This window comes from Salegentibacter agarivorans (assembly GCF_900113135.1).
In the GTDB taxonomy this organism is placed as follows: Bacteria; Bacteroidota; Bacteroidia; order Flavobacteriales; family Flavobacteriaceae; genus Salegentibacter; species Salegentibacter agarivorans.
Genome location: NZ_FOOH01000002.1, coordinates 72,400 through 85,829 on the forward strand (window position 1 = coordinate 72,400; position 13,430 = coordinate 85,829).

A 13,430-nucleotide genomic window follows, 5' to 3' on the forward strand; every position below is an offset into this window, starting at 1 on the left:
AAATTTTGATATTATGTTCGAATTCGATCAATACCTCGGTTTCCTGGCTTTCCTGGTTATTTTAACTATGGGATTCTGGCTTATGATTTTCCTAATGGCTATCTTACCCTATTGGATAGGCGGTTCGGTTGCTGAATTGCTTAAAGAAAAGAAAGAAGCTAGAAAAAAAGCTAAAGAAGAAAAAGCATAAAAAAAGGGACGGTTAATGTCCCTTTTTTTATGCTTTATTTTTTACAATAAAATAAAAACCGGCTTATTTAAGCCGGTTTTATTAGTTCTAAATTATCCTTCAAATCCGGGATCATCAAAATCTTCTTCACCACCACGTCGTTGTTCGCGTTTTTGCTGATTGAATCTATAAATTACTGAAAGGTTAATTTGTCTTTGTCTCCATTGGAATTCACTTTCCCTGTTAAAGAATTCAGTAGAAGTAAATGATTTTCTTTTTCTTGAATTTAATAAATCTCTTACGTTTAAAGAAAGCGTAACATTATCGTTTAGAATTTCTTTACTAAAAGCAAGATCTATAGAAAAAATCCCTTCGTTTTTAGTTTGTGCATTTTCCTGTGGACCACGATAGAAAGCATTGGTTTGCCAATCTATAGCACCGGGAAGTGTTACTTTAGAGCTAAACCTTGCAAACCAGCTTGTATTTTTTGCTCCATAATCTACTCCATTAAATTCACCTTCAGTTTCAAACTGAAAAAAGTTAAAACTACTATTTAATCTTAACCAGTCTGCCGGGTTGTAAAGAATACCAAGTTCTCCACCGGTTCTTTTATTAGTAGCAAGGTTAATAGGGATAGTTCTAATAATATCAATACCATCTGTAGTTTCCTGGCCTGTATTTTCTTCAACTCTTTCAAACGAATCTGTTTCGTGTTGATAATAAACAGAAGAAGTAAAGGTTATTTTATCCCATCGTTTTAAGTATCCAATATCAAAAGCGCTGGCAAAAGCCGGTTGTAAATTAGGATTTCCCTGAAATACGTTAGTACGACTTGAACGAGATGGGAACGGATTAATATACCAACCTCTAGGGCGGTTAATCCTTCTATTATAACCTACAGTTATATTTTCTTCTTCGCCACCGTCACTGGATAATTCGTAAATTAAATTAACTGTTGGGAACAAGCCTAAATAATTATTGTCAAATTTTGTTTGAATTGGGAATCCAAAAGCTTCAACAAGTTCTTCATCACTTAGTCTTGAATTTATATCACCTTTAAGTTGAGTGTTTTCTAATCTTAAACCTAAGAGAAATGAAAATTTACCAAATTTGGTTCCGTATTGAGAATACAGGGCATTTACGTTTTCTTCGTAATCAAAGATATTGGTAAGCGTATCGTTAGTTACCAGATTTCCGGTAGCTAAATCTTCCTGCTGTAGACGGTAATCTGTAATTTCGTTTTCAAAATTTCCGCGGTAACCGGCTTCAAATCTAGCGTCTTCCCCAAGCGGTAAAACATAATCTGCCTGGATTAAATATTCTTTTTGATCTTCTTCGGTATAAACTTCTTCTCGTTGAAAAGCTTCAGGATTTTCCTGATTTGTAGAAATATATTCTTCGTTTATAAAAGTATTTTGAACTTCGGCATCGTTTTCATATTGAAAATCGGCTGTTAGTTCGTGACCTTCATCATTAAATTTATTCTGGTAATTTATTGAAATCTGGTAGCTATTATCTTCTTCACTTTGTAACTCTCTTCTTAAAGTTTCTTCAACTAAACTGCCACCAATATAGCGATCGCTATTATTTAAGGTTTCATCTTCATCCTCACCGTAGCGATAAAAAATACTGGCTGTAAGCGAAGATTGCTCGGTAAGGAAATATTCAATTCCAAAATTACCGTTGTAGTTTCTATTTAAACGCTCTGTTTCCCGTTCCTCGCGAATTCTATCATACTCGGGTCTAACAATTTCCCCATCAGAATTAAATCGTCTTAGATATTCGGTATCACTAAAGTTATTTTGGGGAGCATCAAAATAGCGCCATCCAATATTAGTAAATAGATTGAATTTTTCAGTTCTATAGTTAAGATTGGTGGAAAGTCCGGCATTATCAGGATGACCTAAGTTTAAATTTACTGAACCGTTGAATCCAAGGGTTTCTTTTTGTCTAAGAATGATATTTAGGATACCTGCCGTTCCTTCAGCATCATATCTAGCCGAGGGGGAAGTAATAACTTCAACACGTTCAATAGCTTCAGCAGGAAGCTGGCTTAAAACATTGCTATCTCCAAACCCGGCCATTGCCGATGGTTTACCGTTAATTAGAATTCTAACATTTTGATTCCCTCTTAAGCTAATTCCGCCTTCAACATCTACAGAAACCGAAGGAACGTTATTAAGAGCATCACTAACAGTACCTCCTGCGGTGGTAAGGTCTTTTCCTATATTATAAATCTTTTTATCAAGTTGGACGCTTACCTGTGTAGTTTCGGCCTGGACTACAACCTCGTCAAGACTATCTGAATCAAGCCCCAGAGAGATAGTACCTAAATTAATATCTGAATCTACCTTACGATCATTGAATTCTTTAGTTTCATAAGAGATAAATTCAACAATAACATTATAAGTGCCTTCTGGGACTTCTATAGAGAAATTTCCCTGGGAATTGGTTACAACTCCTGTAACATCTGCAGGTTCGTTGGCATTAACTACAGAAACTGTTGCAAACTCCAGAGGAACATTCATCTCCTCGTCCATTACTTTTCCGGAAATTTTATGCGGGCCCGATTGGGCGAAGCCGCTAAGGCTGAAAAAAAGAAAAAACGCTACACTGAGCGTACTCAAGATTTTGGTGGTCATAGAAAAATTTTATTCTTTGACTCCAATTTTTTGAAATGGTTTAATGGAATTTGGGTTAAACTCGCGTTAAATACGACTTTTAAATGTTAAAAGTACTTTTATCACTGAGCTTCAATACTTAAGATTTACGACTAATTTTCTTATTTAATTCAAGATATTTTTCAAACTGCTTTTGGCTCATTAATTTCTGCAACTTTCTATGTTCTGCCTTTTGAATTTCCTTGAGTTTAAAGATTATTTCATCTTCATGTAAAGCCGTAGTATTAAGGATTTCATTCTTTTTAAGGGTATATTCTATAATAAGATCTTCAAGTTTACCGGTTTGTTCAAAATCCAGTTCTAATTCTCTTTTCCAGGTATAGGCTAATTCCCTTGCAATTTCAAGAAGTTCTTTTCTGCTTTTTCTATGCAGGTAAAAATGGGAAAAAACAAATCCCGCAACTAGAAATCCGGCGGCTCCAATTATAGCTATTTTATGTTGAGTTTTCATTTTTTACTGGTTTGAATTACCAAAACTTTTATTGTAGTAAATCTTCAATTTTAGAACCCGGGCGACCTACAACCGCAGTATCTTTAGTTTCTACAATAGGTCTTTCAATTAATTTTGGATTTTTAACCATTACAGTAATTAATTCCCTGTCGCTAAGATCTTTATTTTTATATTCTTCTTTCCAGATCTTTTCGTTGGTTCTTATTAACTGCATAGGATAAAAACTTAATTTATCCAGAATTTGCTTTAATTCAGTTTCAGAAAGAGGTTCTTTTAAATATTCTCTAACCTCATAATCTTTTCCTGAGTTTTTAACGATTTCCAATCCTTCCCGGGATTTTTTACATCTGGCGTTATGGTAAACTGTAATCATTATTTTTTGGTTTTGGCTTCTTTAAAATAAACAATAAATTCTAATTCTAAAATTTATGAGTATAAACTTATCAATCTTCCTGCCGTTGTCCCATCATCATTAAAAAAGCTTTTAAAAACATATCAATATCACCATTCATCACGGCATCTACATTTCCGGTTTCTTCTGCAGTTCTTACGTCTTTAACCAATTTATAAGGATGCATCACGTAATTTCTAATTTGAGATCCCCATTCAATTTTCATCTTAGAATCTTCAATTTCCCTACGTTGGGCCTGTTGTTTCTGAAGTTCTATTTCATACAACTGACTTTTTAAAAGCTGCATTGCCTTGGTCTTATTTTCCAGCTGCGATCGTGTTTCAGAATTTTCTACAACAATTCCCGTGGGAGCGTGGCGCAATCTAACCGCGGTTTCAACCTTATTTACATTTTGTCCCCCAGCTCCAGAAGAACGCATAGTTTCCCAGGAAATCTCAGAAGGATTAATGTCTATTTCAATTGAATCATCGGCTAATGGATAAACATAAACCGAAGCAAAAGAGGTGTGCCTTTTCGCATTACTGTCAAATGGGGAAATTCGTACCAGCCTGTGTACGCCATTTTCTCCTTTTAACCATCCAAAAGCAAAATCGCCTTCAATTTCAAGCGTTACCGTTTTAATTCCTGCCACATCACCGGCCTGGTAATTCAATTCTTTTATCTTAAACCTGCGTTTTTCGGCCCACATCAAGTACATACGCCTAAGCATCTCGGCCCAGTCGCAACTCTCGGTACCACCGGCACCGGCAGTAATTTGTAAAACCGCACTCAATTTATCACCCTCTTCCGAAAGCATATTTTTAAATTCAAGGTCTTCTATAAGGTCCAAGGCCTGCTTATGTTTTTCTTCCACATCTTTTTGCGTAGCTTCATCTTCCTTATAAAATTCATACAAAACCTCTAAATCTTCTACCAGGGTTTCTCCTTTTTCAAATTCGTCTACCCATTGCTTTTCAGTATTGAGATCACGCATTAGTGCCTCAGCTTTTTTAGGATCGTCCCAAAAATCTGAAGCAAAGGTTTTTTCTTCCTGGTTGGAGATTTCTATTTTTTTGGCATCAATGTCAAAGATACCTCCTTAACGCACCAAGGCGCTCTCTGAGATCTTTGATCTGCTCAGTTGTAATCATATCTAAATTTTATAAGGTAAAAATAGAATTTAAGACTGCGACGGGAAAGTATTTAACGATATTTTTATAGTTTTAGACTTCCTATAAAAGCACGTAAATGCAGCAATTTTCACTTATTTTGCTGTTAGTCAGTTTCTCACTTTCCAGAATAATATAATTTCTTCTGAAAAAGAAATTTTGCATTGGAGGTTTGAAATTGATTTTAGAAATTTAGTTATAATGAATCAAATGGAAATAATTTCTGTTTTTGCTGAAATAAAAAAGAAATATATATGAAAGAAATAGATTTAAGAAGTGATACCGTAACCCGCCCAACAAGCGGAATGTTAAAAGCAATAATGGGCGCCGATGTTGGGGACGATGTTTATAAGGAAGATCCTAGCGTAAACGCTTTAGAAGAAAAACTGGCAAAGATGTTCGGGAAGGATGAAGCCTTATTTTTTCCTACCGGAAGTATGGCTAACCAGGCCGCAATAAAATTGCATACACAACCTGCCGAGCAGCTTATTTGTGATAAATGGGCGCACGTTTTTAACTATGAAGGTGGTGGCGCTTCTTTTAATAGTGGGGTTTCCTGCAAGTTGGTAGATGGTGATCGCGGAATGATTACTGCTACCCAGGTTGAAGAAAATATAAATCCGCCAGACTTTTATCACAGTCCGTTAACGAGTTTGGTTTGTTTGGAAAATACCACCAATAAAGGTGGTGGCGCTTGTTACGATCTAAAGGAAATCAAAAAAATAAGAAAAGTTTGCAATACGCATAAATTAGGTTTGCATTTAGACGGCGCAAGGCTTTTTAATGCCTTGGTGGCTAAAAATGAAGATCCAAAAGAATACGGAAAATTATTTGATACTATTTCGGTTTGTCTTTCTAAAGGGCTGGGAATCCCTATGGGATCGGTGCTTATTGGTGATAAGGAAATTATGAAAAACGCGATTAGAATTCGTAAAGTTTTAGGTGGTGGTATGCGCCAGGTAGGTTTTATGGCCGCAGCCGGAATTTATGCCTTAGATAACCACGTAGAACGTTTAGCCGAAGACCATAAAAGAGCTGCAGAAATTGCTGAAACTTTAGATGCTGCAAGCTATGTGGGCGAGGTGGAAACTGTGGAAACAAATATTATTATTTTTTACCTGAAAAATGCTTCAGATGAAACTGCTTTTATGAAAAAGCTTCAGCAGGAAAATATTAGAATAAGCAATATGGGACAGGGAAAATTAAGAATTGTTACCCATTTAGATTATTCCGAAGAAATGCACCAGAAGTTTTTGAAGGTTCTACGGGAAATTAATTTATAGGTTTTAATAGAGTTTAACCTAATCTTACAATGCTTTTAATATGTTTCGGGAATTGAATTTCATAATTTTCAAAAAACCAAAATTAAGTTATGAAAAATGTATTGCCAAGAAAAGAAGTACCAAGATTAAGAGTAGAAACTACCAGCGGAATGCAATGGGATTTACGCGACCAGAAACCAGAGAATTTTACGATGGTTATTTTTTATCGCGGATTGCATTGCCCGGTTTGTAAATCGTATTTAGAAGAATTAAATAAAAAAGTTGAGAAATTTCAGGAGAAAGGAGTGAGTGTTATTTGCATTAGCGCGAATAATAAGTCCCTGGCAGAAAAAACGGTGAAGGAATGGGAAGTAGATAATCTTACTATAGGTTATAATTTTAATACTGAAGATGCCCGGAAATGGGATTTATATATTTCTGAAGGAATTAACGATGAACCGGAAGTTTTCTTTGAACCCGGACTGTTTCTTGTTAAACCTGATAATACCCTTTATGCGGCTTCTATTCAAACGATGCCTTTCGCAAGGCCAAAATTTGATGAATTATTAAAGGCTATAGATTTTGTGGTAGAAAAAGAATATCCAGCAAGGGGAGAAGCATAAAAAGAAAAACCTCACAGTTTTTAGAAAGCTGTGAGGTTTTTTTGATTTAAATTCTGAAATAAATTCAGGATTTAAGATAATTAAATTCTATTTGAATTGATCTAAACCGGGAATATCTGGCATCCCGTCTTTTGCTACGGCAGCAAGTTCTGCTTCGTTAATATCTGAAGCTCTGCTTATCGCTTTATTTAAAGTGAGTACCAAATAATCTTCCAGCTGTTCTTTATCATCCATCAATTCATCAGCAACGCTAATATTCTTAATTTCACGCGTAGCGCTAATAGTTACTTTTAGAAGTCCGTCACTGGATTTTTCTTCAATAGTTACCGTTTTTAGGCGTTCTTTAGTTTCTTCAACCTTTTGTTGGGTTTCCTTGATCTTATTCATCATACCCATCATATCTCCAAACATAGTCTCTTTTTTAAATTTAATAAACACAAATTTACTAATTACAGGTTTAATCCTGTTAATTTGAACCCACTAATTATGTATTTGGTTGGGAAGCCTTACCTTTGCAAGCGCTTAAAAATAATGCAGATTTGAAAAAAGAAATTTTACCGCCAAAAGCTAAGAAAATACCTAAAAGCCTGGAATTTCACGGAGACGTGAGAATAGATAATTATTACTGGATGAACAATCGCGACAATCCGGAAGTTATTGATTATCTAAATCAGGAAAATGAATATAACCAGAAAATGACTGCCCATACCAAAGATTTTCAGCAGCGGTTATTTGAGGAAATGAAAGGCCGAATAAAAGAAGATGATGAATCGGTTCCCTATAAATTGAATAATTACTGGTATTTAACTCGTTTTGAAACCGGAAAAGATTACCCAATTTATTCAAGGAAAAAGCGGGAACTGGATGCGCCTGAAGAATTGCTTTTTGATGTTAATGAAATGGCCGAAGGTTTTGAATATTACAGTCTTGGCGGATTGAATGTGAGTCCCGATAATAAAATGGTGGCTTTTGGGGTAGATACTTTAAGCCGAAGAAAATATACCATTCAAATTAAAGACCTGCAAACAGGAGAAACTTATCCTGATAAAATTGAAAATGCAACCGGAGGTTCTACCTGGGCCGCCGATAATAAAACGCTTTTCTACACGAAGAAAGACGAACAAACGCTTCGTTCTTATCGAATTTACAAGCACATTTTAGGAACTGATTCTGCTGAAGATGAACTGGTTTTTGAAGAGGAGGATGAAACTTTTAACACCTATGTATATAAATCTAAATCCAAAGAATATATCATAATAGGAAGTCATAGTACTTTAACTACAGAATACCGTATTTTAAAGGCTGATGATCCATCTGGTGAATTCCAGGTTTTTCAGCCAAGAGAACGAGGTTTAGAGTATAGCATAGCGCATTACGAAGATAACTTTTATGTAATGACCAATAAAGATGGTGCCACCAACTTTAAACTTATGAAAACCCTGGTTGATAAAACCACAAAAGAAAACTGGGTAGACGTTATTCCCCATCGCGAAGATTATTTACTTGAAGATATTGATATCTTTAAAAAGTATCTGGTAGTAAGCGAGCGTAACAATGGCTTAAATAAAATAAAAGTGATTCGCTGGGATAATTCAGAAGAATATTATATTCCTTTTGATAATGAAACCTATACCGCTTATACCTCAATAAATCCTGCTTTTGATACTGATATTTTAAGATTCACTTATAATTCTATGACCACGCCAACTTCGGTTGTAGATTTTAATATGGAAACCCGGGAAAAGACGGTTTTAAAAGAACAGGAAGTTTTAGATAAAAATTTTAATAAAAATAATTACCTCTCTGAGAGAATTTGGGCTACTGCCAAAGATGGTACTAAAATTCCGGTGAGTTTGGTTTATAAAAAGGGAACTAAATTAGACGGAAATAGTCCGCTATTACAATACGCTTACGGTTCCTACGGTTCTACCATAGATCCTTATTTTTCTACAGTAAGACTCAGTTTATTAGATCGTGGTTTCATTTATGCAATCGCACACATTCGTGGTGGGGAATACCTGGGGCGTAACTGGTATGAAGACGGAAAGCTTTTCAATAAAATGAACACTTTTACCGATTATATAGATGTTTCAGAATATTTAATTGAGGAAAAATATACTTCCGCAGCACATCTTTACGCAATGGGTGGTTCGGCAGGAGGTTTGCTTATGGGGGCGGTTATTAATATGGCGCCACAGCTTTATAACGGAGTTATTTCTGCAGTTCCTTTTGTAGATGTGGTAACTACTATGTTAGATGATAGTATCCCGTTAACCACTGGGGAATACGATGAATGGGGAAATCCGAATAATAAAGATTATTACGAATATATGATGCAATATTCACCTTACGATAATGTAGTGGCGCAACATTATCCAAATTTACTGGTAACAACAGGTTTACACGATTCCCAGGTTCAATATTGGGAACCGGCAAAATGGGTAGCGAAATTAAGAGAATTAAAGACCAATAATAATTTATTATTGTTCCATACTAATATGGATGCCGGTCACGGTGGGGCTTCCGGACGTTTTGAAGCTCTAAAAGAAGTAGCCGAAGAGTATGCGTTTTTACTGGATTTGGAAGGAATTGACCACTAATTAAAAAATTTGCCTTAAATTTGGGGGATTTTACGCTCTTAAAAAGAGTGAAATTGTTAACCCAAATTTTGTAAAGAACTTCGATTTATGAAAGAAGATTTGCAAGTATATGATAATGTATTGCAATTAATTGGCAATACACCCTTGATACAACTGAATAAAATAACCCAGGAATTTAAAGGGGAATTCTTCGCTAAAGTAGAAGCCTTTAATCCGGGACACTCCGCTAAAGACCGTATTGCACTTTATATTATTGAAGAAGCCGAGAGAAAAGGTATTCTTAAACCGGGAAGCACAATTATAGAAACTACTTCTGGTAATACCGGTTTTAGTATTGCTATGGTAAGTGTTATAAAAGGTTATGAATGTATTCTTGCGGTAAGCTCCAAAGCTTCTAACGATAAGATTGATATGCTAAAAACAATGGGCGCCAAGGTGTATGTATGCCCGGCGCACGTTTCAGCAGACGACCCTAGATCTTATTACCAGGTTGCGAAAAGATTGCATTCAGAAACTAAAGGCTCGGTTTATATTAATCAGTATTTTAATGAGCTGAATATTGATGCTCATTTTAATTCTACAGGCCCCGAGATTTGGAAACAAACCGAAGGAAAAATAACTCACCTTGTAGCTTGTAGCGGTACCGGTGGAACAATTTCTGGAACGGCCAGATATTTAAAGCAGCAAAATCCTGAAATGAAAGTTATTGGTATAGATGCTTACGGTTCAGTTTTAAAGAAATATCACGAAACAAAAGAATTTGATTCTGGTGAGATTTATCCGTACAGAATAGAAGGACTGGGAAAAAACCTTATTCCATCTGCAACAGATTTTGAAATTATAGATCGTTTTGTTAAGGTTAGTGACGAAGATAGTGCACATACCGCCAGGGAACTTGCAAAAACCGAAGGTTTATTTGTAGGTTACACCAGTGGTGCAGCTACCCAGGGATTAAAACAACTTGCTGAAGAAGGAGAATTTGACGAAAACAGTAATGTTGTAGTAATATTTCCCGATCACGGCTCCCGATATATGGGGAAAGTCTTTAGCGACGATTGGATGGAAGAACAGGGCTTTTTTGATACTAAAAATGAAATTGAGGCACAGCCTATAGAATTTATAAAATAAGAGTATTTTGAAATTTATTCAGAAATAAAGTTTATAAAAGCATCCCGCGTAGGATGCTTTTCTTTTATTTGAATTTGCTGAATAAATAACTTTGTGCAATTGAGCCAATTTTAAGTATTTTTGCGGCTCGACTAAAAAAAGATCGATGAGGGATTTATTTGAAAAAATATATAAAGATAAAGGACCATTAGGAAAATGGGCAGAGCAAGCTGAAGGATATTTTGTATTTCCTAAGCTGGAAGGGCCAATTTCTAACCGAATGAAATTTAGAGGGAAAGAAGTAATTACCTGGAGTATTAATGACTACCTGGGGCTTGCCAATCATCCAGAAGTAAGAAAAGTAGATGCTGAAGCTGCTGCTGAATACGGTTCGGCTTACCCAATGGGTGCTAGAATGATGAGCGGCCATACTCAGCTTCACGAAAAATTGCAGGACGAATTAGCTTCTTTTGTACACAAACAATCGGCCTACTTGCTTAATTTTGGTTACCAGGGAATGGTTTCTACCATAGACGCTTTAGTTTCTAAGCAAGATGTAATAGTTTATGATGTAGATGCTCACGCCTGTATTATAGATGGTGTAAGATTACATTTAGGTCAGCGTTTTACTTATAAGCACAACGATCTTGAAAGTATAGAAAAGAACCTGCAACGTGCCACTAAAATTGCAGAGCAAACCGGAGGAGGAATTCTATTGATTTCTGAAGGCGTTTTTGGTATGCGTGGTGAACAGGGGAAATTAAAGGAAATCGTTGAGCTGAAGAAAAAATATAATTTCAGACTTTTTGTAGACGATGCCCACGGTTTTGGTACTCTTGGCAAAACAGGAGCTGGAGCAGGTGAGGAGCAGGGCATTCAGGATGAGATTGATGTGTATTTTGCCACTTTCGCAAAATCATTGGCTAGCACAGGTGCATTTATTGCAGCCGATAAAGAAATTATTGATTATTTAAAATATAATTTACGTTCGCAAATGTTCGCTAAATCATTGCAAATGCAATTGGTAGTGGGAGCATTAAAACGTTTGGAAATGCTAAGAACAATGCCAGAGCTTAAAGAAAAGTTGTGGGAAAATGTTAATGCACTTCAAAACGGACTTAAAGAAAACGGATTTGATATTGGAACCACGCAAAGTTGTGTGACTCCGGTATATCTAAAAGGAAGCATTCCGGAAGCAATGGCTTTGGTGAAAGATCTTAGGGAAAACCACGGCGTTTTCTGTTCTATCGTAGTTTACCCAGTTATTCCTAAAGGACTTATTTTATTAAGAATGATTCCTACCGCTACGCATACCCTTCAGGATATTGAAGAAACCTTAACTGCTTTTTCAGCAATTAGAGAGCGTTTAGAAAACGGAACTTACAAAAGGTTATCCGCTTCAGTTTCTGCAGCTATGGCAAGCAAGGAGTAGGAAATATTTAGTTCTTAAAAATTAATAAAAGCCGTTTAAAATTCCACTTTTCGTCACCCTGAACTTGTTTCAGGGTCTAGTTTAAAACAAACGTCATTCTGAAACAAGTTCAGAATGACGTTTGAAAGAAGAAATTTTAAATGGCTTTTCTATGTTTAAATTTTAGAAAAAATTAGGTTCAGGATTAATCTTTAGAACCATTAACATCTTCATTTTCTTTATAAAATCCGGTTTCTTCCAATTCTTCACCACGTTGGTTTCGGTCGCCTTCATAAGTGTCTTCAATATATTCATCATCGTCGTGAAAATCGAATCTATAAGAAACTCCCGCAGCTACCTGCCATCTCGAAGGAGTGTCTTTAAAATTAAAAAGACCAGAAATATCTACCTGAAAATCTTTTCCAAATAAATAAGCTGCGCCACCTCTTACCAAATCATCGGCATATAGATCACTTATATAAGTTTGGAATTCCCCAAAAACGGCAAATTTTGGAGTAATAGCGTGGGTTAAGGTAAAGATTCCGCCGTAAGAAGGATATTCTTCTGTAAATTTATCGGCTATAAAATTCATAACCAAAACCCACCGGCCCCAGTTATGTTGCGTTATTAAAGCAGCTTTAGGGCTAATTTTAGATTCGCCTTCAAACATATAGGGATTTTCCCACCAGCTAAAATTAGCGCCGGCATACACCGAGACAGCGGGAATTAAACTACGTAGATTTAAACGTTGATTCGCTTTCCAGCTATATAAATTTACTTTTCTTTCTTTTACACTAACCCCTGGATCAAAAACCAGGAATTTAGCGCCAAGAGTATTTGATTTAAAGTTGCTAAATCTAAACTCATCACTGCTATTTCCCACGGGAATTGAGGTAACCTGATCCTGAAAAGAACCAAAGAAATTGAGTTCCAGGATTTCAGTTAAAAATCCATATCGTAAACCATAACTGGCACCTAAAATATCAGTGTCGCTATTAAATAAGGTATGATTATCATTACCGAAATAACCACCGGCTTCAAGTTGTAAAACGTTTTTGCCCACGGCATACGCGCCTTGCGATTCTCCCGGGCGATTGGAGTTTATGGTTTCAGTATATTGCGCATTTGCGCTAAATATTCCGAGGAAAATAAAAGCGATACCTACTTTTAAATAGTGCATATTAGATTGGTTTGTTACTTTCAAAGATAGCAGATTTATTATTTTTTTAGGAGCTCAAAGCTTCTATTCTCAAGGCTTATTTTTATTTTTGCATAAATTCCTGAAAATGTTAGAAGCTTCTTTTTCCAATTTATTACAAACGATTCTAATCATTCTATTAGTATATTTTGCTTTTAAAATGCTAATTAAATGGTTTGGGCCGCTTATTCTTAAATATTTCCTTCGGAAAATGGGAAAACGTTTTGAAGAACAATTCAGGCAACAACAAGGTCCTGCTTCACAGAAAAAAGAAGGAAAAGTTAGCATTGACAAGAAGCCGAAAGGAAAAAGGAATTCTAATAAAAACGTTGGGGAATATATAGATTACGAGGAAATTGATTAATTTC

Annotated in this window: 13 protein-coding genes; 7 read left to right on the top strand and 6 right to left on the bottom strand. The window is 35.7% G+C overall.

Translation table 11 applies throughout. The features are described from left to right. Positions 1 to 13 precede the first annotated feature (13 nt). Positions 14 to 190, top strand: coding sequence for a hypothetical protein (locus BM084_RS19070; protein ID WP_093302571.1), 177 nt, complete (start codon positions 14 to 16; stop codon positions 188 to 190). A gap of 92 nt (positions 191 to 282) precedes the next feature. Here the strand turns inward: BM084_RS19070 and BM084_RS02345 are convergent, their stop codons facing one another. The 4 genes from BM084_RS02345 to prfB all read right to left on the bottom strand — a co-directional run bounded on the left by BM084_RS02345 (position 283) and on the right by prfB (position 4,843). Then, positions 283 to 2,811: a TonB-dependent receptor gene (locus BM084_RS02345; protein WP_075326741.1), complete on the bottom strand. Its 2,529-nt coding sequence runs from the start codon at positions 2,809 to 2,811 to the stop codon at positions 283 to 285. Positions 2,812 to 2,929: 118 nt separating this feature from the next. After that, positions 2,930 to 3,301 carry a hypothetical protein gene (locus BM084_RS02350; protein ID WP_075326742.1) on the bottom strand — a complete coding sequence of 124 codons (372 nt, stop codon included), beginning with the start codon at positions 3,299 to 3,301 and terminating at the stop codon, positions 2,930 to 2,932. A gap of 28 nt (positions 3,302 to 3,329) precedes the next feature. Then, positions 3,330 to 3,674, bottom strand: coding sequence for an arsenate reductase (glutaredoxin) (gene arsC, locus BM084_RS02355; RefSeq protein ID WP_075326743.1), 345 nt, complete (start codon positions 3,672 to 3,674; stop codon positions 3,330 to 3,332). A gap of 70 nt (positions 3,675 to 3,744) precedes the next feature. Then, positions 3,745 to 4,843, bottom strand: a protein-coding gene (gene prfB / locus BM084_RS02360) for a peptide chain release factor 2 (RefSeq protein WP_143083614.1) whose coding sequence is annotated in 2 segments (ribosomal slippage) — positions 3,745 to 4,779 and positions 4,781 to 4,843 — 1,098 coding nt in all. Because the reading frame shifts where the segments join, the coding sequence is not laid out codon by codon here. A 272-nt stretch (positions 4,844 to 5,115) separates the two neighbouring features. On the opposite strand from prfB, the gene BM084_RS02365 reads away from it, so the two are divergent. Together BM084_RS02365 and BM084_RS02370 are read left to right on the top strand one after the other, a co-directional pair. After that, entirely contained in the window at positions 5,116 to 6,144 is a 1,029-nt protein-coding gene (locus BM084_RS02365; protein WP_075326744.1) for a threonine aldolase family protein, read from the top strand. An 89-nt stretch (positions 6,145 to 6,233) separates the two neighbouring features. Further along, the gene (locus BM084_RS02370) at positions 6,234 to 6,746 is read left to right on the top strand and encodes a redoxin domain-containing protein (protein WP_093302573.1); all 513 of its coding nucleotides are present in this window, start codon (positions 6,234 to 6,236) and stop codon (positions 6,744 to 6,746) included. An 87-nt stretch (positions 6,747 to 6,833) separates the two neighbouring features. Here BM084_RS02370 and BM084_RS02375 read toward each other — a convergent pair whose 3' ends face one another. Then, positions 6,834 to 7,178, bottom strand: a complete 345-nt coding sequence (locus BM084_RS02375) for a YbaB/EbfC family nucleoid-associated protein (RefSeq protein ID WP_262506662.1) — start codon at positions 7,176 to 7,178, stop codon at positions 6,834 to 6,836. A 107-nt stretch (positions 7,179 to 7,285) separates the two neighbouring features. Here BM084_RS02375 and BM084_RS02380 point away from each other — a divergent pair, with 107 nt between their 5' ends. The 3 genes from BM084_RS02380 (at position 7,286) to BM084_RS02390 (ending at position 11,885) form a co-directional block, all read left to right on the top strand. Continuing rightward, complete coding sequence (locus tag BM084_RS02380) at positions 7,286 to 9,346, top strand: S9 family peptidase (RefSeq protein ID WP_075327961.1); 2,061 nt, start codon at positions 7,286 to 7,288, stop codon at positions 9,344 to 9,346. An 87-nt stretch (positions 9,347 to 9,433) separates the two neighbouring features. After that, positions 9,434 to 10,474: a cysteate synthase gene (locus BM084_RS02385; protein WP_075326747.1), complete on the top strand. Its 1,041-nt coding sequence runs from the start codon at positions 9,434 to 9,436 to the stop codon at positions 10,472 to 10,474. Positions 10,475 to 10,619: 145 nt separating this feature from the next. Next, positions 10,620 to 11,885 (top strand): cysteate-C-fatty acyltransferase, encoded by a 1,266-nt coding sequence (locus tag BM084_RS02390; RefSeq protein ID WP_093302578.1) that lies wholly within the window; start codon positions 10,620 to 10,622, stop codon positions 11,883 to 11,885. A 184-nt stretch (positions 11,886 to 12,069) separates the two neighbouring features. Here BM084_RS02390 and BM084_RS02395 read toward each other — a convergent pair whose 3' ends face one another. Continuing rightward, positions 12,070 to 13,044: a transporter gene (locus BM084_RS02395; protein WP_075326749.1), complete on the bottom strand. Its 975-nt coding sequence runs from the start codon at positions 13,042 to 13,044 to the stop codon at positions 12,070 to 12,072. Positions 13,045 to 13,150: 106 nt separating this feature from the next. Between BM084_RS02395 and BM084_RS02400 the strand changes: the two genes are divergently transcribed. Beyond that, complete coding sequence (locus tag BM084_RS02400; protein WP_093302581.1) at positions 13,151 to 13,426, top strand: DUF4834 family protein; 276 nt, start codon at positions 13,151 to 13,153, stop codon at positions 13,424 to 13,426. The last annotated feature ends 4 nt before the right edge of the window (positions 13,427 to 13,430 follow it).